The following is a 24,309-nucleotide window of genomic DNA, read 5'->3' as shown; positions in this document are numbered from 1 at the left end:
ATCGCGCTACGCTGGTGTAAGCCAGCCCCGAACCTGGAGGAAACATGAAGCAAAACAACCTGTTGCGCGCCGCGCGGATTACCACGCTCGTCGCCGCTGCAGCGGTATCGATGGTGGGCGCCAATGTCGCGCGTGCCGAGATCCCGAATAAAACCCTGGTCTACTGCTCAGAAGGCAGCCCTGCGGGTTTTGACCCAGCGCAATACACCACGGGCACTGACTTCACGGCCAACACGTTCACCGTCTACAACCGCCTCGTCGAGTTCGAGCGCGGCGGCACCAAGGTCGAGCCGGGCCTCGCCGAAAGCTGGGATGTCTCGCCCGACGGCAAGACCTACACCTTCCATCTGCGCCACGGCGTCAAGTTCCAGACCACCACTTACTTCAAACCGAGCCGCGAGTTCAATGCGGACGACGTCGTCTTCACGTTCACGCGCATGCTCGATCCGACCATGCCGTTCAACAAGGCGTATCCGGCACAGTTTCCGTACTTCACGGACATGGGCCTCGACAAGCTGATCGCGAAGGTCGAGAAGGTCGATCCGTACACCGTACGTTTCACGCTGAAGGAAGTGAATGCCCCGTTCATCCAGAACATGGCAATGGAGTTCGCATCGATCCAGTCGGCTGAGTACGCTGATTCGCTGCTCAAGGCCGGCAAGGCCCCTGATCTCAACCAGAAGCCGGTTGGCACGGGCCCGTTCATTTTCCGCAGCTATACGAAGGACGCGACGATTCGCTTCGACGGCAATCCTGATTACTGGAAGCCGAACGAGGTGAAGATTTCGAAGCTGATCTTCGCAATCACGCCGGATGCCGGCGTGCGCGTGCAGAAACTGAAGCGTGACGAATGCCAGGTGATGAGCTATCCGCGTCCGGCCGATATCGCGCCGCTGAAGACGGAAGCCACTCTCGCGATGCCGTCGCAACCGGGCTTCAATCTCGGTTACCTGTCGTACAACGTTCAGCACAAGCCGCTCGACAAGGTCGAAGTGCGCGAGGCGCTCGACATGGCGATCAACAAGAAGGCGATCATCGATTCCGTCTACCAGGGCGCCGGCCAGTCGGCCACGAATCCGATGCCGCCGACCCAATGGTCGTACGACAAGAACCTGCCGAGCCAGTCGTATGACCCGGAAAAGGCCAAGGCGCTGCTCGCCAAGGCAGGTCTCTCGAGCGGTTTCGACATCACGCTGTGGGCGATGCCGGTGCAGCGTCCGTACAACCCGAACGCGCGTCTGATGTCGGAAATGATCCAGGCGGACTGGGCCAAGATCGGCGTGCGGGCGAAGATCGTCACGTACGAATGGGGCGAGTACATCAAGCGCGCTCACGCGGGTGAGGACGACACGATGCTGATTGGCTGGACCGGCGACAACGGCGATCCGGACAACTGGCTCGGCACGTTGCTCGGCTGCGAAGCGATTAACGGCAACAACTTCGGCAAGTGGTGCTACAAGCCGTTCGACGATCTGGTCCAGAAGGGCCGCACGACGATCGATCAGGGCGAGCGCACGAAGATCTACACGCAGGCACAACAGATTTTCGCGCAGCAACTGCCGTTCTCGCCGATCGCGCACTCGACGGTGTATCAGCCGGTCAGCAAGAAGGTGATCGACATGCGCATCGAGCCGCTCGGTTACGTGCGCTTCGACGGTGTTGGCGTGCAATGAGTCTTGACGTAAGGTGCGCTATAACGTGAGCTATTAGGTGAGCCATGCGACGAACCGTAAGGTAAATCGCAGGGCTTGCTGTAAAACTGACGCAGTCCGCTTTTCGCCTGGTTAGAAAACTGGTCGAAATGTTCCGGCGACCGGGGTGACAAGCCCTCGTCGCCGGTTGTGTTTTTCCGTTCATCAAGACCATAGGGACGAACCATGTTCCGCTTCGTTTTGCGCCGCATTGGCATGGTGATTCCGACGTTCATCGGCATCACGATCCTTGCGTTTGCGCTCATTCACCTGATACCCGGCGATCCCATCGAAGTAATGATGGGCGAACGCGGTGTCGACCCGGCCATGCACGCGGCCGCCATGCATCGGCTGGGGCTCGACGAACCCTTGCCGCTGCAATACATCCACTATCTTGGGCGCGCGCTGCACGGCGATCTGGGAATGTCGATCATCACCAACACCAGCGTGATGGACGAGTTCCTCGCGCGCTTTCCCGCCACCGTTGAACTGTCGATCTGCGCCATGCTGTTCGCGCTGATCGTCGGGCTGCCGGCGGGTGTGTTTGCTGCGCTGAAGCGCGGTACGGCCGTCGATCACGGTGTGATGGGTACCGCGTTGACCGGCTATTCGATGCCGATCTTCTGGTGGGGTTTGATTCTTATCATGCTGTTTTCGGTGAAGCTCGGCTGGACGCCGGTGTCGGGCCGCATCGCGGTGGAGTTCGACATTCCGCACGTGACGGGCTTCATGTTGATCGATTCACTGCTGCCAGGCACCGATGAAGGCTCGTTCAAGTCGGCGTTGAGCCATCTGATTTTGCCGGCCATTGTGCTCGGCACGATTCCTTTGGCGGTCGTTGCGCGCATGACGCGCTCGTCGATGCTCGAAGTGCTGCGCGAGGACTATATTCGCACCGCTCGCGCCAAGGGCTTGCCGCCGGGACGCGTGATCGTCGTGCATGCGCTGCGTAATGCGTTGATTCCGGTGGTGACCGTGATCGGCCTGCAGGTGGGCACGCTGCTAGCCGGCGCGGTGCTGACCGAGACGCTGTTCTCCTGGCCGGGTATCGGCAAATGGCTGATCGACGCAATCAGCCGGCGCGACTATCCCGTCGTGCAGGGCGGTATCCTCCTGATTGCCACACTCGTGATCGTCGTGAATCTGATCGTCGATCTGTTGTACGGCGTGTTGAATCCGCGCATTCGCCATACGAGGTAAAACCGTGGCAGACATTCAAAACACAGTCCCCCAGTCAGTGACCCCGCCAAGCGGCCGGGCGCTGGCCGCCCGTGAGTTCTGGGCAAACTTTTCGCGCAACCGCGGCGCGGTATCGGCCGGTGTCGTGGTGCTGTTGCTGATCTTCGTGGCGATCTTCGCTCCGTTGATCGCCCCGCACAGCCCGATCGAGCAGTACCGCGACTACGTGAAGATCCCACCCGCCTGGCTCGACGGCGGCAACTGGAAGTTCATTCTCGGTACCGACGAAGCGGGCCGGGACATCCTGTCCCGCCTGATGTACGGTGCGCGCCTGTCGTTCTGGATCGGCTTCGTCTCGGTCGTGCTGGCGCTGATCCCGGGTATCGTGCTCGGCTTGATCGCCGCGTTTTTCGAGAAATGGGCCGATACGCCGATCATGCGCATCATGGACGTGCTGCTTGCGCTGCCGTCGCTGCTGCTTGCGGTGGCGGTGGTGGCGATCATCGGTCCGGGGCTCCTCAATACGATGTTCGCTATCGCGATCGTCGCGTTGCCGGGTTATGTGCGTCTGACGCGGGCGTCTGCGCTCGGCGAGTTGCAGAAGGAGTACGTGACGGCTTCGCGCGTGGCGGGCGCCGGCACCTTCCGGTTGATGTTCTCGCAAGTGCTCCCGAACTGCACTGCGCCGCTGATCGTGCAGGCTACACTCGGCTTTTCGTCGGCGATTCTCGATGCCGCCGCGCTCGGCTTTCTCGGCCTCGGCGTGCAACCGCCGGCGGCGGAGTGGGGGGCGATGCTGGCGTCGGCGCGTGATTACATCGATAACGCGTGGTGGATCGTGACCTTGCCTGGCTTGTCGATCGTGATCTCGGTGCTGGCGATCAATCTGCTCGGCGACGGCCTGCGCGACGCGCTCGACCCCAAACTGAAACGGATGGCTTAAATGAGTAACTTACTGACCATCCGAAATCTCGCGGTGAACTTCAACGGCCTCCCGGCTGTCGACCGGATCGACCTGGACGTGGCGCCGGGCGAAGTCGTCGGCGTCGTGGGCGAATCGGGCTCGGGCAAGAGCGTGACGATGATGGCGCTGATGGGCCTGATCGACGCACCGGGCAAGGTCAGCGCCGACGAGATCCGCTTCGACGGCAAGGATCTGCTGAATGCCTCGCCGAAGGAGCGCCGCAAGATCATCGGCAAAGACATCGCGATGGTGTTCCAGGATGCGCTCACCAGTCTGAATCCGAGCTACACGGTCGGCTATCAGATCAAGGAAGTGCTGAAGCTACATGAAGGCTTGCGCGGCGCCGCGCTGCATCAGCGGACGATCGAACTGCTCGACCAGGTTGGCATCCCCGATGCGAAAAACCGCATCACTTCGTTTCCGCATCAGATGTCGGGCGGGATGAATCAGCGCGTGATGATCGCGATGGCGGTCGCCTGCAATCCGAAGCTGCTGATCGCCGACGAGCCGACCACCGCGCTCGACGTGACGATCCAGGCGCAGATCATGGAACTGCTGGTGAAGCTGCAGAAGGAACGCGGCATGGCGCTCGTACTCATTTCGCACGATCTTGCTGTGGTCTCCGAAGTCGCGCAGCGCGTGGCGGTGATGTACGCGGGCGAGGTGATCGAGACCAACAAGGTGCCCGATATTTTTGCCGCGCCTCATCATCCGTATACGGAAGCGCTGCTGGCGGCGATTCCCGAGCACAATGTCGGCGCGGTGCGGCTGGCCGCGTTGCCGGGAATGGTGCCGGGCCGCGACGACCGGCCCAAAGGGTGTCTGTTCGCACCGCGCTGCAAGTATGTGGTCGACGATTGCACCAAGGCGCGCCCGGCACTTGGGCCGTTGCAAGGTCATACAGAGGTAACCAGGGTACGCTGTATCAAGCCGTTGAACCTCACCGGCGACGCCAACATCCACACTCACGGAGGCGCACGATGAATGCAGTACCCGAAACGCGCCGCCCGACGGGTCAGGCGGGCGATCACGTGCTGGTTGCCGATCAGCTGGCGCGGCATTACTCGGTGAAGCGCGGCATGTTCGGCCGCGGCACGGTGAAGGCGTTGAACGGCGTGTCGTTTTCGCTCGACCGCGGCAAGACGCTGGCGGTCGTCGGTGAGTCCGGTTGCGGCAAGTCGACGCTCGCGCGCCAGCTCACGATGATCGAAGGACCGACCGCCGGCCGACTGATGATCGACGGTGAAGACGTTGCCGGCGCCGATCACGCGAAGGTCGCGGCATTGCGCCGGCGCGTGCAGATGGTGTTCCAGAACCCGTTTGCGTCGTTGAATCCGCGCAAGACCGTCGAGCAGACGCTCGGCGAGCCGCTCGCCATCAATACGCAGTTGAGCGCGAGCGATCGCGCCGAGCGTATTGCACAGATGATGCGCACGGTGGGCCTGCGGCCGGAGCACGCCAAACGCTATCCGCATATGTTCTCGGGTGGCCAGCGTCAGCGCGTGGCGATTGCGCGCGCGATGATTCTCGATCCGCAGATCGTCGTGGCCGATGAACCGGTGTCCGCGCTCGATGTCTCGATCCAGGCGCAGATTCTCAATCTGTTCATGGATCTGCAGGAGCAGTTCAAGACCAGCTATGTGTTTATTTCGCACAACCTGTCGGTGGTGGAGCATATCGCCGACGATGTGATGGTGATGTACTTCGGCGGCGTGGTCGAACTGGGCGACAAGAAACGGGTCTTTACGAATCCGCGTCATCCGTATACGCGGGCGCTGATGTCGGCGACGCCGTCGATCTTCGAGGCGGATCGCACGATCAAGATCAAGCTGCAAGGTGAGATGCCGTCGCCGCTCAATCCGCCCTCGGGTTGCACGTTCCATCAACGCTGCCCGTATGCGATCGAGCGTTGCCGCAGTGAAGAACCGAAGCTGCGCGAAGTGGATGGGCGTCAGGTGTCGTGTCACCGGGCCGAGGAGGTGGGGGACGTGGATGCCTGAAACGTTGGCGGCGCGTCGTCCTGCGCGCCGTCTGCGTGGAGGCGGCTGTGACGCCGTTTTCGCGCGGCGCTGGCGAGCGTGGCTGCTGGGTTGTGCCACGCTTGCTGGCGTCTCACTCGTTTCTGCTTGGCCGGCCGCCACGGCATCTGCTGCGGGCGCGGCTGCGACTTCCCCGGCGCAAAACGGACGGCCGAACCTGCCGGTCCCCGCAGCCCCTGCTTCGCCCGGGCAGCCGCGGGCGACACTGCCCGGTTTTAATCCGCCGCCAGCATCCAGTACGACGACCGGCGGCGCGGTCCGCGCGCAACCGGCGCGCATGCCGTTCTACGTCGCCACGCGTGGCTCCACTACGATCTATCTGCTCGGAACACTGCACGTCGGCGACCCGGCTGACTATCCGCCGGGCAAGCCGTTCCGGCCGCAGATTCTGGCTGCGCTGGCCGCTTCCCCGACGCTGGCGCTGGAGTTGTCGCCGGACGACCTGCTGGTGTCGCAGGATGACGTGTCGAAGTACGGTGTGTGCCGCAGCGCGTGCCTGCCGAAGTATTTGCCGGAATCGCTCTGGCACAAGCTCGAAGTCCGCTTGCGCGGCAACCCGGCGGCGCTCGATGAGATCAAGAGAATGCGGCCGTGGCTCGCTTCGCTGCTGGTTGAAACCTACGATTCCCTGAGTGCGGGGCTGCAGACCGAATACGGTACCGAGGCGCAGTTGCAGAACGTCTATCTGCGCACGCGCGGCAAGATTGTCGGTCTCGAGACGCTTGGGGAACAGATGCGCTCGTTCACCAGTTTGTCGTCCGCGCAGCAGCGCGAGATGCTGGCGCAGGACCTGGTGCAGACGCCGGCCGAAAATCTCGCCGATGTGCAAACGTTACACAGGCTCTGGCAGGTGGGCGATGCGGACGCGATTGCCGCGTGGCAGGCGGCCAAGTCGGAAGTGCTGGCGCGCGACAAGCGCGTGTCCGATTCGATTGATAACAGGATTGTGTACGAACGGAACCGGCGTTTCGTTGCGAGGATGTTGTTGATTGCCGGACCGAACAAGCCGGTGTTCGTGGCGATCGGGGCGTTGCATCTGGGTGGGCCGAAGGGCGTGCTGCAGTTGTTGCGGCAGCACGGGTTTGTGGTGGAGGCGGGGTGAGGAGGCGAACGTGACGCGATCGTTTGTCTGGTTTATCGCAGCGCTTCAACCACACTTGCCGTTACCGGCGTCCAGTCCCCCAGCACTGCTTGCCTGAACAACCGCGCGCACGGATACCACGGTGAGTCGCTGCGATTTTCCAGCCAGCGCCAGTCCGAGTTCGCTGGCAGCATTACCCACACCGGTTTGCCCAATGCGCCCGTCAGATGCGCGACGCCGGTATCGACTGCGATCACTTGATCCAGGTTCATGATCAGCGCGGCGGTTTCGGTGAAATCGCGCAGGTCAGCGGCGACGTTGTGCGGCCGGAATGTTTCCGGCGCGTCGACGAGCTGCGCTTCAGCCGGTCCCTTCTGCAACGAGAACCAGGCGATGTCCTTCAGTTCACCGAGTGGCGCGAAATTTTCGAGGCGCATCGACCGATAGCGATCATTGCCGAAGGTCGGACTGCCAGCCCACACCAGCCCGATCTTGCGACGCGGGCCAGCCACCGCTTCTACGCGCTCACGCCACGCTTCGATCTTCGTCTGCTCAGCGAAAACATACGGCATGTCAGCGGGAATCGTCGCGATCTCGGTGCCAACGCATGATGGCACGCTCATCAGCGGCGCCCAGAAGTCGTAACGCCCGCCGGCTTTGCCGCTCCACGCGCGATGGACTCCCGGCACGCGCTCCGCAAGCGGCACTAGCGGTTCGCGCACGCAAACATCGACTGTGGCGCCAAGCTCTTCAAGCACGCGCGCGAAACGCAAAAACTGCAGCTGATCGCCGAAGCCCTGGTCGCCGACCAGCAGCACGCTACGGCCATCGAGCGGTTCACCGTGCCATTCCGGCACGCCGCCCACTGCGATCGCCGCGTAATCTTGCGGGCGCCAACGTTTCGCGAATTCCACCCAGCCTTGCTTGTAGTCGCCGCGCTTGAGCAGCAGCCATGCGAGATTCTGATGAGCGTCGACGTAGCCGGGATCGATTGCGAGCGCGTGGCGATAAAACACTTCCTCTTCGTCGAGGCGTCCTTGCGCACCGAGCGATCCGCCGAGACACACCAGATTGGTCGGGTTCGGCTGCAGAGCAACCGCGTGGCGGTACTGCTGCTCAGCCTCGGCGTAGTTCCCCAGCTTGCCGGTCGCACTGCCCAGATTCACGTGCGCCTGCGCAAAGGCGGGTCGCAGTTCGATCGCACGTCGAAAGCGCGCAATAGCTGCCGCGCTGTTGCCCTTTGCGGTCAGCGCGTTGCCAGCATTGAAGTGAGCGTCGGCGGAATACGGATCGAGCGCGAGGGCCTGTTCGTAGCATGCGAGCGCTTCGTCATAGTGCTCGAGTTTGGCGAGCGCGGTGCCAAGATTCAGGTGAGCGTCTACCAGCGACGGATTGAGCGCCACGGCCTCGCGATACTGACGCACCGCGGCTTCATGCTCGCCTTGCGCCTGCAGCGTAACGCCGAGGTTATTGCGTGCGTCGGCGAAGTCAGGCTGCAGTTGCAGTGCCTGCCAGTAGCATCGTTGTGCCTCGTCGTAGCGACCGAGCGCTGCGGCGACGAGACCGCGGTTGCTCCAGCACGCCGCATTGGCAGGTTCGATTTCGAGCGCATGATCCAGCAGTGCGGCCGCCGCTGCGTGATCGCGCCGTTGATGATGCAGGACGCCGAAGTAATGCAGCGCGCCGGCGTGAACCGGGTTGATTGTCAGCGCTTCCTGATACAACGGTGCGGCCTGATCGAGATGACCCGCCTGATGGGCATCGAGCGCGGCGGCGAGCAGAGCGTCGATGTAGGTCGGTGCAGCCGCTTCGTGGCGCGCGTCACCCAGATGGAGATGCTGTTCCATGAGAACCTGCTTGAGAGCGTCGGCGCCTGCATGTTGCGTGCGCCGGCTGGTTGATGAGAGAACATCGACCAGCTTATGTCTCAAGCTCTTCCGGTTCGATCAGACGCATCCTAATTTGCCGCGACAGGGCGTCCCGGCAAGGGTTGGCGCGGCATCTTGCTGTCGCAAAATTGCCGCGCCAGGTCGCTTGCGGAGTCACCTCACCTAGCCGCGGGCGCGGCGAGTCCTACAGAAACATCAGGTAGTTCAGCAACAGGATATTCACCACCAGCAGCGACAATGCCGTGGGCACCTGCACCTTGATCACCGCGTTCTTGTCCGGCAGTTCGAGCAACGCGACCGGCACCATGTTGAAGTTCGCGGCCATCGGCGTCATCAGTGTGCCGCAGTAGCCCGAGAACATGCCGATCGCAACCATTACCGCCGGATTGCCGTGGAACACGCCGACCAGAATCGGCACGCCCACTCCGCCGGTCATCACCGGGAAAGCGGCGAAGCCGTTGCCCATCACCATCGTGAACACCGCCATGCCGATGCAGTACACGGCCACCGCGACGAAGCGGTAGTCGAGGTTGATATAGGCCGTCGTCACATGCGCGACGGCCTTGCCGACGCCCGCGTCGGAGAACACGAGGCCGAGCATGCCCAGCATCTGCGGCAGGACCGCGGCCCACGAGAGCGCATCGACGAGGCGGCGTGCTTCCTTCATCGACTGGCCGACCGTATCGCGCGTCATCACGCATGCAACTGCAAGGGCAATCACGCAGCCAATACCGAAGCCGATCAGCGTGACATTCTTCGGGTCGATCAGGGGCTTGCCGCCGAAGATCAGATAGCTCGCCGCCAGCGTGATCACGACGGTGACGACCGGAATCGTCAGCGCGGGAATGAACAGCTTGTTGCCGAGGCGCGTGGCACTGGCCTGACGGGCTTCGGGCGACAGCACCTTGGGCTTGGCCGCCGTCACGCCACCGAACCCCGCGACCAGCGCCATCACGATCACCAGCACGCCGACGATCGACGGCGGAATCAGGTCGCCAATCAGGAAGATCAGCGCGTACAGGATCCAGAAACCGCCGCTGCTAAAACGGCGCGGGTGTTCCTTGTCGGTGAGGATCATGCCGCCGACGATCAGCAGCACGATGCCGACCAGCCAGAACAGATAGTTGATAGTGAGTGTCATGCCTCGTCTCCCTTCGCAGACGGGGTTTGCGCAGCGGCGTTCGACGCTGCGTTGCGGCCCAGTTCACGCTCGAGGCTGCGATCGAGCAGATACAGCCGGAAGCCGTGAATCAGGAATGCGCAGATGGCGGTGGGGATGCCCCATACGGCAACGTGCATCGGTGCGACTTCGATGCCGGCCTCGCGCAGGAAAGTGGTCATCAGCACGATCGCACCGAACGCAACAAAGACGTCCTCGCCGAAAAACAGGCCGACGTTGTCGGTGGCGGCCGCGAACGCACGCAGGCGGTAGCGCACTGCGTCGGTGAGCTTGCCGTAGCGGGTTTCGGCGGCGCCCTCGGTCATCGGCGCGATCAGCGGACGCACCATCTGCGGATGACCGCCGAGACCGGTCAGGCCGACGGCCGCCGTCAGTTCGCGCACCAGCAGATAGACGATCAGCAGGCGTCCGGCCGTGGCCGCGCGGATGCCCGCGATCCACGTTTGCGCCCGTTCGCGCAGACCGTGCCGTTCGAGCAGGCCGATCACCGCCAACGGCAGCAGCAGGATCACGGGGATATTGCGGGTCTTGATAAAGCCCGTGCCGATGGCGGCAAGGATTTTCTCGGGTGGAAAGTGCGCGGCCAGCGCGGTGACGATAGCGGCGGCGGCCACGATCAGCATCGGATTAAAGCGCAACACAAAACCGACAATGATCACGGCCACGCCAATAAGCGGCCATAAGTTGACTGCTGTCTGCATCAGGATCTCCAAACGGGGTTGCTAACCTTGCCGCTGATCGCGGCTAACGTGGGGAGGCGCGTGCATATCCCCTGCGCCGTCTTGCTGTGCGCCGCTCTGGCTGGCGGCGTCACTGACTTGCTGCTGTCATTTACTGCTGTGGGTACTGCGCCTGGCAAACGCCCCGCACGAGGCGGGGCGTTACGGACTCTTCAGTCGCTGTGGCTTCAGCCGCTCGGGCTCACGCGCGTACGGCGTTGGCCGCGTGAACCTCGATGCCGGCGCTTTCGAGCGCGCTGCGGATGCGACGCGCAAACGCCAGCGCATGCGGACCGTCGCCGTGCAGGCAGATGGTCTGTGCATTGAGCGGTACCCAGTGGCCATCCACGGCCTGCACGCGTTGCTCGCGCACCATCGTGAGGGTGCGTTCGAGCACTTCCTCTTCGTCATCGAGCAGCGCACCTGGCTCCTTGCGCGGAACGAGGGAGCCGTCGGCGCGATAGCCGCGGTCGGCGAACACTTCCTCAATGGCGACGAGGCCTGCTTCGCGGGCGGCCGTCACGAGGCCGCTATTGGCAAGCGCGAACACGGCCACGGACGGATCGAAATCGTGCACCGCCGAGACGATCGCGTCGGCGATCTTCGGGTCGCGCGCGGCCTGGTTGTAGAGCGCGCCGTGCGGCTTGACGTGCGCGATGCGGCCACCTTCGGCCTGAGCAATCGCCGAGAGCGCGCCGAGCTGGTACAGCACGCCCGCGTAGATCTCGTTGGCGGGCAAGTCCATTTCCTTGCGGCCGAAGTTTTCCGGATCGTTGAAGCTCGGATGCGCGCCAATCGACACGCCTTTCGCGACGGCCCACCGAACGCAGTCATGCATCGCATTGGCGCCGCCCGCGTGCCAACCGCACGCAATATTGGCCGAACTGACGAGGTCGAGCAGCGCCTCATCGGAGCCGCAGCCCTCGCCGAGATCGGCATTCAAATCGATTTCCATAATTTCCTCTACTTGGTCTCACGACACTGCCAGCGCCGGCTGGCGTGCGCAGCGTTCCTCATGCATCGCGATCGCGGCATCGATCTGCCGCAGATACGCCCGTTCTTCGAGTAAAGCGTGACGCGCCTCCTGAGGCGTCGTCGGGATGAAACGGATCGCGCTGTTCAGGCGCACCTGGGCGAGCTTCCACAGGTCGGCCTGGATGACCGCGCCGATCTTCGGATAACCGCCGGTGGTCTGCGCATCGCTCAGTAACACGATCGGCTGGCCGTTCGGCGGCACCTGGATCGTCCCCGGCATCACCGCATGCGACAGCAGATCGGTCTTGTGCGCGCGCTGGAGTTCGGTGCCGGAAAGCCGGTAGCCCATGCGATTGCTGTTGGGCGTCACAAGCCATTCGTCCGACCAGAACGCCTCGTGAGCGCTGGCGGGAAATTGATCGTACTCGGGTCCATGCAGCACGCGAATCGGTACTGCCCACGCCACACCAGATGGATGCCGGCCGCGACGCAAAGGTTCATGAACCAGCACGAATTTGCACCAGCTGGGCGCCTTGACGCCGAATTCGGGGGCTTGCGGACTAAAGCTCGCGCCAGCGCGTGACGAGGGCACGCCGACCGGCAGCCGGTCGCCGTCGCGCAATGCGCGGCCACCGAGGCCGCCGAAATGACCGGCGAGGTCGGTGCTGCGCGAGCCAAGCATCGGCAGCACGTCGATTCCGCCGGCGATGCAGACGTAGCCGCGCATGCCGCGCCTGGCCGCTTGCAACGTCAATTCCTGACCGGCCTGGACTGGCAGGCTCCACCATGAATAGACGGGCTTGCCGTCGAGCGTGGCGCCGAACTCGGTACCGGTAATCGCGACCCGGGTGGCACGCGGAAAGCGTAGCACGGTCGGTCCAAAGGTGACCTCGAGGCCTGCAGCGTCGGGCCGGTTGCCGACGAGGCGGTTGCCCACTTCGAGCGAGAGCCGGTCGAGCGCGCCGCCCATGGCCACGCCGAGATGCCGGTAGCCATGCCGTCCGAGATCCTGAACCGTGGTCAGAAGACCCGCGCGAATCACGTCGATCATGCTGTGATCCCCGCCACGGTGAAGCGCACCCGGTCGCCCGGTTGCAGCAGGGTGGGCGGCGAGCGCGCCGGATCGAACAGGGGCACGGAGGTGCGGCCGATCAGTTGCCAGCCGCCAGGCGATGTAGCCGGATAGATGCCGGTCTGCTCGCCGCCAATCCCCACCGACCCCGCCGGCACCTCAACCCGCGGCGACGAGCGGCGCGGGGTGTGCAGCGCCTTCTCGAGACCGCCCATATAGGCGAAGCCGGGTTGGAAGCCGAGGAAAAACACCACGTATTCGCCGGCCGTATGACGCGCGACCACCTCTTTCGCCGACAGCCCTGTGTGATTCGCCACCGCCTGCAGGTCAGGGCCGAATTCGCCGCCGTACTGCACTGGAATCTCGACCTCGCGGCCGGCGGAAGGCGCCTCACCCGGGGCGTCCCAGGCCGCTTCCAGCAACCTGGTGAGTGCGGCGCGGTCTGCTTCCAGCGGATCGAACATGATGGTCAGGTTGTTCATGCCGGGTACGACCTCGAGCACATGCGGCCAGCCGCGTGCGGCCTCGGCCACCGCCCAGACGCGCTGCTGGCAATCGAGCGTCGCGGGAGCGTGGGCCTCGCAGACTAGCGCGGCGTCGCCGAACTGGAAGATTCGTGGTTGCGTCATTGCGGATTCATTCGGGTTGGAGCGGAAGCCTTGCAACATTGGAATCGGTAGAAGCAGTGAAAGCGCACCGCCCTATGACTGGATAACGGCACCAGGAGCATCAACCATAACAACTAGGCTACATTATCAATAAGATATCGACAATTTATCAATAAGCGTTTGTGCCAGGCACCCATGATGAGGCGCTCGTCGTACACTTCGAGCACTTCCTTTCATGTATCGAGAGCACCCGTCATGTCGCGTCAACCGACCAAAATCGTCTCTTCGGAACACCTTGTGTCTGAAGCTAGCGCGGAGTTGTCTGAGCTGGAGTACGGGCTCATCATGGCGAGCAACGCGTTCAACCGCTGGATGGTGCGTTGCATGTCGGCGGCGGGAGAAAAGGATATGACCGCCATCGAGGTGTCGCTGCTGCATCACGTGAGCCATCGCGAGCGGCGCAAGAAACTCGCGGACATCTGCTTCGTGCTGAACATCGAAGACACCCATGTTGCCACCTACGCATTGAAGAAGCTGGTAGCTAGAGGGTATGTAAAAAGCGAAAAGACCGGCAAGGAAGTGTTCTTCTCCGCCACGGAATCCGGGCGTGCCCTCTGCATGAAGTACCGCGAGGTGCGCGAAAGCTGCCTGATCGCCACGCTCAGGGAGAGCGGTTTGACCAATGAGCAGATCGGCGAGGCTGCGCAATTGATGCGCAACGCCTCGGGCCTTTACGACACGGCGGCGCGGGCGGCGGCTTCGCTGTGAGGCCGGTTGGAATCGGCGGCCTTTAGCGATCTTTGACTGGCTTCAGGCGGTTTGCCCAATCTGACTTTTACTGAGCCGGGTTGGGTTGCTGCTGCGGATAGCAGGTCGCTTCGGTGATGATCAGGTCCAGCGCGATGTCGTGGGCTTCGTGCTGCAGCGCGTCCGTGCGGCAGGCTTCAAAGGCTATGCCGACCGTGACCGGACGCGTCGCGCCGGGCCATGCCGCCAGCGTGCGATCGTAATAGCCGCCGCCATAGCCGAGCCGGTAGCCTTCGACGTCGAAGCCGACGCACGGCACGAACAGCAGATCGGGTGTGACGACCCGCTCGGTGTCGGGCTCGGGGATCCGGTGATGACCGACTTTCATCGGTGTGTCCGGCGCCCAGGCCCGGAACTGCAGCGCCTCGCCATGGTTCGTAATGACGGGCAGGCTCGCCTGACGATGCGCGCCGAGCACGAGCCAGATAGCGATCGCCGCACGCGCGTCGAACTCGCCCGGCAGCGGCCAGTAAAAGCCGACACACGCGGGTTCATGGTGTTTCAATGTATCGAGCATGCGGCGGCTCAACGCCTCCTGGGCGGCAGGCTCGAGGGCCGCATCCAGCCGTGTTTTCAGCAACATTTTACGGAGCGCGTTTTTCGATTCCGGCAGGGGGTTGCGTGCTATGCTTTGGCTCAATTCGCGCTCCAGAAACAACGATGTCAAAACGCCTCTTTCGAGTATATCGCGCGGTCGGTCTTGCGCTGGCCGCGGCGGCACTCGTCGCGTGCAGCACTGCTTCCGCGGTCAAGCCTGTACCGGTATCGCAACTCTCCAACGACGATCAGATTTTCGTGCAGTTGCGCGAAGCGGCGCGCAATAACGATGTTGCGCGCGCAGCGCAACTGGCGGCGATGATTCCGGATTATCCGGCGCCGGGCTATGTGGAGTACTTCCAGCTCAAGCCGCAACTGTTCGATTCGAGCGGACATCCGAGTCTCACTGTGCCGGACGCCGAGGTGTTGTCGTTCCTGCAAAAGTACGACGGCCAGGCGATCGCCGACCGGCTGCGCAACGACTACCTGGTGGTGCTCGGTTCGCGCCACGACTGGAACAACTTCGACCAGCAATACGCGCGCTTCGTGCTGAACGACGACACGCAGGTCAAGTGCTACGCGCTCGAATCGCGCGCGGCGCACGGTGAGAACGTCGCGGACGCGGCGCGCGCGCTGCTCGTCGACCCGAAGTGGTATGGCGACGGCTGCGTCGACCTGGTGACGGCGCTCGCCACGAACCAGCAGTTCAGCGCCGACGACGTCTGGCAGCAGATTCGTCTCGCTTACGAACAGAACTACCCCAACACCGGCAACAAGCTGGTCGATGCGCTCGGCAACCAGCGCCCCGATCCGGCGCTGTTCGATCAGGCGTCGAGCGCGCCGCCGCTATTGCTGGCGCGCGGCGTCGGGCCCGATCCGCAGTCGCATCAGCTGGCCTTGCTGGCCATCACGCGGATGGCGCGCAACGACCCGGCCATGGCCGCGGCCACCTTCGCGTCGGTGGCGCCGTCGCTGAGTTCGCCGGAGCGTGCGATCGGCTGGGGCACGATTGCCTACGAGGCGGCCGCCAAGCAGATGTCGACGGCGGTGGACTGGTACCGGCTGTCGGCGAATGCGCCGCTGCTGTCGAATCCGGCTTACGAGTGGCGCACCCGCAGCGCGCTGCTGGCGGGTGACTGGACGATGGTGCGCTGGTCGATCGAACAGATGCCGGCTGCGCTGCGCAGCCAGCCGTCGTGGGTGTACTGGCACGCTCGTGCGCTCAAGGAGGCGGGTCAGACAGACCAGGCCAACCAGGAATTCGCCACGATCTCGTCGGGCTATAACTTCTACGGGCAACTCGCGCTGGAAGAACTGGGCCAGAAGATCACGGTGCCGGCGAAGACCGCGGTGAGCGACGCCGAAGTGCAGCAGGCGGCGAATACGCCGGGCCTGGCACTCGCGCAACGCTTCTATCAGCTCAATTTGCGCCTCGAAGGCAACCGCGAATGGAACTGGCCGCTGCGCACCATGTCCGATCGCCAACTGCTTGCCGTTGCGGAATACGCGCGCCGCATCGAGTTGTATGACCGCACTGTCAACACCGCGGATCGCACCAAGACCGAACACGATTTCTCGCTGCGCTACCTGTCGCCGTTCCGCGACATCGTCGAGCGCGATGCCCAGTCGAACGGTCTGGATGTCGAGTGGGCGTATGGTCTGATCCGTCAGGAATCGCGCTTCATCATGAATGCGCGCTCCGAAGTGGGCGCCAGCGGCCTGATGCAGCTGATGCCGGGCACCGCGCAACTGGTGGCGAAGAAGATCGGTCTGGGCCCGATTTCGCGTGAGCAGATGAACGATATCGACACGAACATCCTGCTCGGTACCAACTACCTTTCGATGATCTACAATCAGTTCGACGCATCCGCCGTGCTCGCTACCGCCGGCTACAACGCCGGGCCGGGCCGGCCAAAGGCGTGGCGGGAAGGGCTGTCGCATCCGGTCGAAGGAGCGGTCTTCGCGGAGACGATTCCGTTCACCGAGACGCGCGACTACGTCAAGAACGTGCTGTCCAACACGGTCTACTATGCGGCGTTGTTTGAAGGCCGTCCGCAATCGCTGAAGGCGCGTCTAGGTTATATCGCGCCGTAAGCGTCGTGCCGCCGCGCGTCCCGCGGCGGTGCCTCACTCCAGCCGTTGCCGCGGCTCCACCAGGGAGTCGGAAATGCGACATCAAGCCATTGCGATTATCGGTGGCTCCGGTTTTATCGGCAGCCATCTTGTCAACGCGCTCGTCGAGCTCGGCAAAGACGTGCGCATTGCCACCCGTCGACGCTACAACGCCCGTCACCTCACCCTGTTGCCCATCGACGTGATCGAAGCCGACGTGTTCGATCCGGTGCAGCTTGCGCGCTTCCTGGAAGGCGCCGACGCGGTGATCAACCTGGTCGGCACATTGCATGGCGGGCGCGGCACACCGTACGGTCCCGAGTTCGCGAGGATGCACGTCGAGTTGCCGACCAGAATCGTAGCCGCCTGCGAAGGCAAGGGTGCGCACCGGCTGATTCATGTCAGTGCGCTAGGCGCGGACCCGAACGGGCCGAGTATGTACCTGCGCTCCAAGGGTGACGGGGAAAAGGCGGTGCATGCGTCGACGCTGGCGACGACGATTTTCCGGCCCTCTGTGGTATTCGGTCCGGAGGACAGGTTCCTCAATCAGTTCGCGTTCCTGCAACGTGTGTTCCCGGTGATTCCGCTGGCGTCGCCGGACGCGCAGTTCCAGCCGGTGTTTGTCGGCGACGTCGCGAAGGCGATTCTCAACGTGCTCGATCTCGATGCCGCCACCGGCCGCACTTATGAACTCGGTGGCCCGACCGTCTATACGCTGGAGCAACTGGTGCAGTATTGCGGCGATGTGATCGGCCGCCACGCGCGAATCATGCGGCTGCCGAGCGCGCTGGCGCGGCTGCAGGCGTTGAGCTTCGAAATGGCGCCGGGTGAGCCACTGATCTCGCGCGACAATCTCGATTCGATGAAAGTGCCGAGCGTGCTGAGCGGCCCGCTCGCGCCGGAGTTGGGGATCGAACCGGCTGCCATCGAGACGATTGCGCCCGTGTATCTGACGGACGCGTCCTTGCGCTCGCGCTTCAACACATTCCGCGCGAGCGCGGGGCGTTAAACGTTTCTTTTGTTCCTTTACCTGAAGCATGAAACTTCTGATCGGTGACAAGAACTATTCCTCGTGGTCGATGCGTCCGTGGGTGTTGCTGAAGCACTTCGGCATTCCATTCGACGAGGTGTGTATCGAGTTGTTTGAAGCCGGCGCGCGGGCGGCGATCCTCGAGCATTCGCCGTCGGGCAGAGTGCCTTGTCTGGTGGGCGACGATGGTCTGTCGGTGTGGGACTCGCTGGCGATTGCCGAGACGCTCGCCGAGCGCTTTCCGCAGCACGCGATGTGGCCGCGCGACGCGGCGCAGCGTGCCGAGGCGCGCAGCATCAGCGCCGAGATGCATTCGGGCTTTGGCGATCTGCGCTCGAACATGTGGATGAACATACGCGCGTCGTTTGCTGGCAAGGGCGCGACGCCGAGTGCACTGGCGGATATCGCGCGCGTCGACGCGATCTGGAGCAGTTGCATCGAGCGTCATGGCGGCCCGTTTCTGTTCGGCGAGTTCGGCATTGCGGACGCAATGTACGCGCCGGTCGTGATGCGCTTTAACACGTGGCAGCCAGCGCTGTCCGACACAGCGGCGGCGTACGCGCGGCGCGTGACGCAACAGCCGGCGGTGCGCGCCTGGATTGAAGACGCGCAGCGCGAGACCCACGTGATCCCTGTTTACGAAATACCCGAATGAATATCTACGCAGTAGGCGGTGCGATTCGCGACGAGTTGCTGGGCGTGCCGGTCCAGGACCGCGACTACGTGGTGGTGGGCGCGACGCCGGAGCAGATGGTGTCGCAGGGCTACCGTCCGGTCGGCAAGGACTTCCCGGTGTTCCTGCATCCACAGACGCACGAGGAGTACGCGCTTGCGCGCACCGAACGCAAGACAGCGGCTGGCTACCACGGTTTCCAGTTTTTCTACGCACCGGACGTAACGCTCGAAGAGGACCTGGCGCGACGCGATCTGACGATCAACGCGATGGCACGCGAAGTGCGCCCGGACGGCGTACTGACCGGACCAGTGATCGACCCGTTCAACGGTCAGGCGGATTTGCAGGCGCGCGTGTTTCGGCATGTGAGCGATGCGTTCCTGGAAGACCCTGTGCGGATCTTGCGGGTGGCGCGCTTTGCGGCGCGTTTCACCGATTTCACGGTGGCGCCGGAAACGATGACGCTGATGCGCAAGATGGTGGAGGCGGGTGAGGTGGACGCGCTGGTGGCCGAGCGGGTCTGGCAGGAGGTGTCACGCGGGCTGATGGAGAAGCGGCCATCGCGGATGTTCGAGGTGTTGCGCGAATGCGGGGCGCTTGCCCGGATTTTGCCGGAGATCGACGCGTTGTATGGCGTGCCGCAGCGGGCGGATTATCACCCTGAGGTGGATACGGGGGTGCATGTGATGATGGTGGTGGATCATGCCGCGGCGCAGGGGTATGCGTTGGCGGTGCGGTTTGCTGCGTTGACGCATGATCTGGGGAAGGCGACGACGCCTGAGGATGTTTTGCCGCGGCATATTGGGCATGAAGGGCGGAGTGTGGATTTGCTTAAGCCGTTGTGCGAGCGGTTGCGGGTGCCGAATGAGTGTCGGGATCTGGCGCTTCTCGTTGCCCGGGAGCATGGGAATATTCATCGGGTCATGGAGACGGGTGCTGCTGGGGTTGTGCGGCTGCTCGAGCGGTGTGATGCGATTCGGAAACCTGGGCGGTTTGCTGAGGCTTTGCAGGCATGTGAGTCGGATGCCCGCGGGCGGCTTGGGTTTGAGGCTCGGGGTTATCCTCAGGCTGAACGCTTAAGAGTCGCTCTTGTCGCTGCGCGGGCTGTTGATGCTGGGGCTATTGCTAAGGGGGTTGGGGATCGGACTGAGCTTATTAGGGAGGCTGTGCAGAGGGAGAGGGTTCGGGTTGTGGCTGTTGCTCTTGGGGAGTAGGGGTTTTTTTTGCCTGCGCGGCGCTTTGGTGGTTTTACTATGGTGTTGGCCTTTCCTTGCTTTGTTAGTGGTCTATTAGCTTCGCCCCTGTGCGGGGCGGCACTTACTTTCTTTGCCGCCGCAAAGAAAGTAAGCAAAGAAAGCGGGCTTCACACCGCTAGCTCGTAGGTGTCTCCCACTGCCGCCCACCACAGAGTGGTCCGCGCACGCAATGTGGCCTCGCACCACCCGCGCTTGTGACAAGGCAGTCATCCGTTCCAGCGTCGCGCTGCGCGCCCCGCCGCGGCACATAACACCTTCTGCAAGCTCGTAGGTATGCTAACTATATCGGTCTGTCATTCCACTGGTTAAAGCGGAAACCTCTGAGGCTAGATAGGATTTCTAACTATACTGCGCGACCTTTCTCTTCTCCGAAATGTAGGGTAGCTCGCACGCGCAACCCACGCTTTCCCTTGCAGGCCCATCCGCGACGCACGTAGTGCGGAGTGGGGTGGATGATTGCTTTGTCACTAGGTTTGGAGGTGCGAGGGCACGGTGCGTGCGCGGACCACTTCGGGATAGCTTAAGTGGTGGACACCTAAAGGCTAGCGGTTGGAAGCCCGCTTTCTTTGCTTACTTTCTTTGCGGCGGCAAAGAAAGTAAGTGCCGCCCCGCACAGGGGCAACGCAAGCAAACCAAAAAGAATGCAAGGAAAGGCCAAAGCAGCAAGAACAAGGACAAGCGCCGCGCAGGCAAATAAGCCCCCCCGGGCACTACAAAACCTTAACAACCAAAGACAAAACCATAGTCAACAACAAAGTAGACATAAACGGAAACGGATACTCCTTCCCAAACATCCTGAGCGTCACATCCCCGGGCATCCGCCCAATCCCAATCTTCCTGAGCCACGGCCAGGAGCCCGACAAAATCGCCACGGCGATAAACATAGTCAACAACCACCGGATCATCGTGAGCCCCTAACGGAAATGCAATTCACCACGAACGCGGTCAAAGAGTATGCGTCCGATCCCCACTCGCAAACGCATCGAGCGTCTCCTCGATCCCCCGCGAAAACGCAATCACCTTGAACAACTCACCCATCTCCGCCTCGGACAATAACTTCTGCACCGCATTCGCCGCAGGCAAAAACCGCGTCGTGTCCGCTGGGTCAATCTCCCCCAATACCTCAGTAATCCCGGCATTCAGAAGAAACCGCGCCTGCGATGTGTACCCCAGCAAGTCAGCTCCCGTATCCACGCCCGCCTCGGCGATGCCCGTAAACTCTACGTGCGCCGTGATGTCCTGCAAACCCGGATACAAAAACGGATCGCCGTGCGCCCGGTGCCGGTAGTGGCACATCAACGTGCCCTGCGCACGCTGTGCATGGTAGTACTCGTGTCGCGGAAAACCATAGTCGATCAGCAACGCCGCGCCTCGCGTCAGCATCGTGCAGATCGTCCGCGTGAACGCTCGCGCCGCCTCGTGCGTCTCTGCGATGTAATCGTCGTCCACTTCGAGGCCCGTCAGAAACTCGAGATCCTGCTGTGCGCTCACCGGCCGGTCGGCGAAAGCGAACTCGTCGTTGCGTAACGTCACGCCGCGTTCGTGCCACACGCCATCCGTATGAACGAAGAGCCGTACCGGCATCGCGTCCAGCACTTCGTTGCCGATCACCACGCCCTCGAACTGCTCTGGTAACGCATCCAGCCAGCGGACCCGCGCTGCCAGTGCAGGCGCTTGCGCTTCGATCATTGAGCGTTGCCGTTCACGCAGTTCGCCGGATAGGTCCACGATCGAGTAGGTTTCGACGGCGGCGCCTAGTTCCTCCAGCGCGTTCAGCAGGCCGGCTGCCAGTTTGCCCGTCCCGGCGCCGAATTCCATCACGTGGCGTGTGCCGCTTGCCTCTAGTGCCTGGGCGACCGGTCGCGCCAGCGTCGCGGCGAACAACGGTGACAGTTCCGGGGCCGTCACGAAGTCGCTGCCATCCTCCGGACGGCGGCCGAATTTGATCGATCCGCCGCCGTAGTAGCCCAGTCCCGGCGCGTATAGCGCCTGCTCCATGTAGCGGTCGAACGGCAGCCAGCCATCCGCTGCGGCGATCGCCGAGCGGATCTGCGCGGACAGCGCTTCGGACTGCGCAAGCGCGCTCGGGCCGGGAGCAGGTAAACTATCGGGTTGGTGAGCTATCGGATTCATCCCCGTATTGTAAATGACCGTCCCTTCCGACACTTCCGCCGTCCTCGGCCGTCCGTCCGCCGTTCCGCGTGTTGTCCTGATCACCGGCGCTGCCCGGCGGATCGGCCGCGAACTGGCGCTCGGCTTTGCTGGGCGGGGCTGGGACGTCGCCGTCCATTACGGGAAGTCGAAGCCGGAAGCCGACGAGGTGGTCGCCGAAATCGTCGCGCTCGGCCGCCGGGCGGTCGCGCTGCAGGCGGATCTGGTCGTCGAGGCGGAAGTCGCCCGGCTCGTGCCCGACTGTATGGCGGCGTTTGGGCGGCCAGTGTGTATCGTCAACAATGCGTCCCAGTTCGACGAAGATACCGCCCAGAGCATAGGCTACGACCAACTGCTCAGCCATATGGCCGCGAATGTCGGCGCGCCGCTCGTGCTGGCGCGTATGCTGTATGAAGCCACGCCCGAAGCCGCCCGTAGCGACGAGGCGCAGCGCGCGGTCGTCATCAATGTGCTGGACCAGAAGCTGTACAACATGAATCCGGATTACCTGTCCTACACGCTGTCCAAGGCGGCGTTGCAGACAGCTACCGTCGCGCTCGCCCAGGCGCTGGCGCCGAAACTGCGTGTGGTGGGTCTCGCGCCCGGGCTGACGCTGCAGTCCGGCGATCAGACGCCGGAAGGTTTTGCCGAAGCTCATCGCGTCACCCCGCTCGGCCGTGCGTCGCGGCCCGAGGATATCGTTGCCGCCGCGCTGTATCTGGCCGAGGCGGCGGGTGTGACCGGGACGACGCTGGTTGTCGACGGCGGTCAGCACCTCGTGCCGTCCCCGCGTGACGTGATGTTTTTGACGGGCGCCTGAATGCGCACGACCTCTACACTTTAATTGAGGGCCGTGGTGCGTTGAAGTGCCCCCTTGCGTGTACTGCACGCTTTTTTTGACTGGAACGACCATGTTTGCCGCTCTTTCGCATCCCCGGCTAGCCGATTGCCGCCGGCTTTTTCTGCGCAACTACGAAGTGCACATCAACATCGGCGTGCATGACTTCGAAAAGCGCGGCGAGCAACGCGTCGTGATCAACGTCGAACTGTACGTGCCGCTCGCGCTGTCGACCCCCGTCGAGGACAAACTGCGCGAAGTCGTCGACTACGACTTCATGCGCGCTACCATCGCACGCCGCGTCGAACGCGGTCACATTCACCTGCAGGAAACGCTTTGCGACGACCTGCTGACCGCGCTGCTCGCCCATCCGCAGGTGCGCGCGGCCCGCGTGTCCACCGAAAAGCCGGACGTGTATCCGGACTGCGATGCCGTCGGCATCGAAGTCTTCCGCATCAAAGAGGATTGAGTCATGAACGCTCCTGAGATCCTGAGCGCCGAAACGACGCGCGAGGCAGCGCCGGCTGAAACGACGGGCGCCGCGGCGACTGCCGAACGGTCAGCCAAGCCTGCGCTTACGCGCCGCGAGCAGAAAGAGGCGTACGAGAACAACAAGCTGTTCAAGCGGCTTGCGCGCCTCGTCGGTCAGGCGATCGGCGATTTCAACATGATCGAGGAAGGCGACAAGGTGATGGTCTGCTTGTCGGGCGGCAAAGACAGCTATGCCATGCTCGACGTGCTGATGCGCCTGCGCGAGCGCGCGCCGATCCACTTCGACATCGTCGCGGTGAATCTCGACCAGAAGCAGCCGGGCTTCCCGGAACACGTGCTGCCCGAGTATCTGAAGCAGCTGGACATCCCGTTCCATATCGAGAATCAGGACACCTACAGCATCGTCAAGCGGCTAGTGCCGGAAGGCAAGACCACCTGCTCGCTGTGTTCGCGGCTGCGTCGCGGCATCCTGTACCGCGTGGCCGGTGAGCTGGGCGCCACCAAGATCGCGCTTGGCCACCATCGTGACGACATCCTGCAGACGCTGCTGCTGAACCTGTTCTACGGCGGCAAGTTGAAGGGCATGCCGCCGAAGCTGCAGTCGGATGACGGCAAGAACATCGTGATCCGGCCGCTCGCCTACGTGAAGGAAACCGATCTGGAGAAATACGCGGAGTTGCGCGAATTTCCGATCATTCCGTGCAACCTCTGCGGCAGCCAGCCGAACCTGAAGCGCGCGGAAATGAAGGCGCTGATCCGCGATTGGGACAAGCGCTTCCCGGGCCGCGTCGAGAATATGTTCAATGCATTGTCGAATATCGTGCCGTCGCATCTGATGGATCACAAGCTGTTCCCGTTCGCCGGCCTGCGCGCGACGGGCGAAGCCGATCCGCACGGCGATATCGCCTTCGACGAAGAGCCGTGCTCGACCGATTCCATCGAGGGCGCGACGCTCAACGGATCGAAGCCGATTTCGATCGTGCAGTTCGACGATCTGTGAAGCAGTACGCATTGTT

At 62.9% G+C, this 24,309-nt stretch carries 23 protein-coding genes; 14 read left to right on the top strand and 9 right to left on the bottom strand.

What is annotated here, in order from left to right; all coding sequences use genetic code 11:
• Positions 1–44: 44 nt before the first annotated feature.
• From BUS06_RS02415 to BUS06_RS02390, 6 genes are all read left to right on the top strand, one after another.
• Positions 45–1,673, top strand: coding sequence for an ABC transporter substrate-binding protein (locus BUS06_RS02415; protein WP_074262820.1), 1,629 nt, complete (start codon positions 45–47; stop codon positions 1,671–1,673).
• Positions 1,674–1,877: 204 nt separating this feature from the next.
• Positions 1,878–2,891, top strand: a complete 1,014-nt coding sequence (locus tag BUS06_RS02410) for an ABC transporter permease subunit (protein WP_074262819.1) — start codon at positions 1,878–1,880, stop codon at positions 2,889–2,891.
• 4 nt (positions 2,892–2,895) lie between these two features.
• Positions 2,896–3,813 (top strand): ABC transporter permease subunit, encoded by a 918-nt coding sequence (locus tag BUS06_RS02405; RefSeq protein WP_074262818.1) that lies wholly within the window; start codon positions 2,896–2,898, stop codon positions 3,811–3,813.
• Positions 3,814–4,818, top strand: coding sequence for an ABC transporter ATP-binding protein (locus BUS06_RS02400; protein WP_074262817.1), 1,005 nt, complete (start codon positions 3,814–3,816; stop codon positions 4,816–4,818).
• On the top strand, positions 4,815–5,834 hold the full coding sequence (locus BUS06_RS02395; RefSeq protein WP_074262816.1) for a peptide ABC transporter ATP-binding protein: 1,020 nt from the start codon (positions 4,815–4,817) through the stop codon (positions 5,832–5,834). The genes BUS06_RS02400 and BUS06_RS02395 overlap by 4 nt, the downstream gene beginning before the upstream one ends.
• On the top strand, positions 5,827–6,975 hold the full coding sequence (locus tag BUS06_RS02390) for a TraB/GumN family protein (protein WP_074262815.1): 1,149 nt from the start codon (positions 5,827–5,829) through the stop codon (positions 6,973–6,975). Before BUS06_RS02395 ends, BUS06_RS02390 begins: the two co-directional genes overlap by 8 nt.
• 32 nt (positions 6,976–7,007) lie before the next feature.
• Here the strand turns inward: BUS06_RS02390 and BUS06_RS02385 are convergent, their stop codons facing one another.
• The 6 genes from BUS06_RS02385 to pxpB all read right to left on the bottom strand — a co-directional run bounded on the left by BUS06_RS02385 (position 7,008) and on the right by pxpB (position 13,418).
• Entirely contained in the window at positions 7,008–8,801 is a 1,794-nt protein-coding gene (locus BUS06_RS02385) for a tetratricopeptide repeat protein (RefSeq protein WP_074262814.1), read from the bottom strand.
• A 226-nt stretch (positions 8,802–9,027) separates the two neighbouring features.
• Positions 9,028–9,984, bottom strand: a complete 957-nt coding sequence (locus tag BUS06_RS02380) for a DUF979 domain-containing protein (protein WP_074262813.1) — start codon at positions 9,982–9,984, stop codon at positions 9,028–9,030.
• Entirely contained in the window at positions 9,981–10,724 is a 744-nt protein-coding gene (locus BUS06_RS02375; protein WP_074262812.1) for a DUF969 domain-containing protein, read from the bottom strand. Before BUS06_RS02375 ends, BUS06_RS02380 begins: the two co-directional genes overlap by 4 nt.
• Positions 10,725–10,944: 220 nt before the next feature.
• Positions 10,945–11,697 carry a 5-oxoprolinase subunit PxpA gene (gene pxpA / locus BUS06_RS02370; protein ID WP_074262811.1) on the bottom strand — a complete coding sequence of 251 codons (753 nt, stop codon included), beginning with the start codon at positions 11,695–11,697 and terminating at the stop codon, positions 10,945–10,947.
• An 18-nt stretch (positions 11,698–11,715) separates the two neighbouring features.
• Positions 11,716–12,768, bottom strand: a complete 1,053-nt coding sequence (locus tag BUS06_RS02365) for a 5-oxoprolinase subunit C family protein (RefSeq protein ID WP_074262810.1) — start codon at positions 12,766–12,768, stop codon at positions 11,716–11,718.
• A complete protein-coding gene (gene pxpB / locus BUS06_RS02360; protein WP_074262809.1) occupies positions 12,765–13,418 on the bottom strand; it encodes a 5-oxoprolinase subunit PxpB in 654 nt (217 codons plus the stop codon). The genes BUS06_RS02365 and pxpB overlap by 4 nt, the downstream gene beginning before the upstream one ends.
• 234 nt (positions 13,419–13,652) lie before the next feature.
• Between pxpB and BUS06_RS02355 the strand changes: the two genes are divergently transcribed.
• Complete coding sequence (locus BUS06_RS02355) at positions 13,653–14,165, top strand: winged helix DNA-binding protein (RefSeq protein ID WP_074262808.1); 513 nt, start codon at positions 13,653–13,655, stop codon at positions 14,163–14,165.
• Between the two features lie 67 nt (positions 14,166–14,232).
• Here BUS06_RS02355 and BUS06_RS02350 read toward each other — a convergent pair whose 3' ends face one another.
• Positions 14,233–14,787: a 5-formyltetrahydrofolate cyclo-ligase gene (locus tag BUS06_RS02350; RefSeq protein WP_254368721.1), complete on the bottom strand. Its 555-nt coding sequence runs from the start codon at positions 14,785–14,787 to the stop codon at positions 14,233–14,235.
• 77 nt (positions 14,788–14,864) lie between these two features.
• On the opposite strand from BUS06_RS02350, the gene BUS06_RS02345 reads away from it, so the two are divergent.
• The 4 genes from BUS06_RS02345 to BUS06_RS02330 all read left to right on the top strand — a co-directional run bounded on the left by BUS06_RS02345 (position 14,865) and on the right by BUS06_RS02330 (position 19,770).
• Positions 14,865–16,835 (top strand): lytic transglycosylase domain-containing protein, encoded by a 1,971-nt coding sequence (locus BUS06_RS02345; RefSeq protein ID WP_074262807.1) that lies wholly within the window; start codon positions 14,865–14,867, stop codon positions 16,833–16,835.
• Positions 16,836–16,908: 73 nt separating this feature from the next.
• The gene (locus BUS06_RS02340; protein WP_074262806.1) at positions 16,909–17,862 is read left to right on the top strand and encodes a complex I NDUFA9 subunit family protein; all 954 of its coding nucleotides are present in this window, start codon (positions 16,909–16,911) and stop codon (positions 17,860–17,862) included.
• A 28-nt stretch (positions 17,863–17,890) separates the two neighbouring features.
• Positions 17,891–18,538, top strand: coding sequence for a glutathione S-transferase family protein (locus BUS06_RS02335; RefSeq protein ID WP_074262805.1), 648 nt, complete (start codon positions 17,891–17,893; stop codon positions 18,536–18,538).
• The gene (locus tag BUS06_RS02330) at positions 18,535–19,770 is read left to right on the top strand and encodes a multifunctional CCA addition/repair protein (protein WP_074262804.1); all 1,236 of its coding nucleotides are present in this window, start codon (positions 18,535–18,537) and stop codon (positions 19,768–19,770) included. Before BUS06_RS02335 ends, BUS06_RS02330 begins: the two co-directional genes overlap by 4 nt.
• Positions 19,771–20,522: 752 nt before the next feature.
• On the opposite strand, the gene BUS06_RS02325 is transcribed toward BUS06_RS02330, so the two are convergent.
• Both BUS06_RS02325 and BUS06_RS02320 read right to left on the bottom strand, forming a co-directional pair.
• Positions 20,523–20,717 (bottom strand): DUF2905 domain-containing protein, encoded by a 195-nt coding sequence (locus BUS06_RS02325; protein ID WP_074262803.1) that lies wholly within the window; start codon positions 20,715–20,717, stop codon positions 20,523–20,525.
• 40 nt (positions 20,718–20,757) lie between these two features.
• A complete protein-coding gene (locus tag BUS06_RS02320; RefSeq protein ID WP_074262802.1) occupies positions 20,758–21,945 on the bottom strand; it encodes a class I SAM-dependent methyltransferase in 1,188 nt (395 codons plus the stop codon).
• A gap of 13 nt (positions 21,946–21,958) precedes the next feature.
• On the opposite strand from BUS06_RS02320, the gene BUS06_RS02315 reads away from it, so the two are divergent.
• From BUS06_RS02315 to ttcA, 3 genes are all read left to right on the top strand, one after another.
• Positions 21,959–22,783 carry an SDR family oxidoreductase gene (locus BUS06_RS02315; RefSeq protein ID WP_074262801.1) on the top strand — a complete coding sequence of 275 codons (825 nt, stop codon included), beginning with the start codon at positions 21,959–21,961 and terminating at the stop codon, positions 22,781–22,783.
• 91 nt (positions 22,784–22,874) lie between these two features.
• Positions 22,875–23,270: a dihydroneopterin aldolase gene (locus BUS06_RS02310; RefSeq protein WP_074262800.1), complete on the top strand. Its 396-nt coding sequence runs from the start codon at positions 22,875–22,877 to the stop codon at positions 23,268–23,270.
• Positions 23,271–23,273: 3 nt separating this feature from the next.
• Positions 23,274–24,293, top strand: a complete 1,020-nt coding sequence (gene ttcA, locus BUS06_RS02305) for a tRNA 2-thiocytidine(32) synthetase TtcA (protein ID WP_074262799.1) — start codon at positions 23,274–23,276, stop codon at positions 24,291–24,293.
• Positions 24,294–24,309: the final 16 nt, after the last annotated feature.

Source organism: Paraburkholderia phenazinium, assembly GCF_900141745.1.
Lineage (GTDB): Bacteria > Pseudomonadota > Gammaproteobacteria > Burkholderiales > Burkholderiaceae > Paraburkholderia > Paraburkholderia phenazinium_B.
Note: the sequence above shows the minus strand (reverse complement) of the source record. Positions and strands in the feature narration are given on the sequence as shown.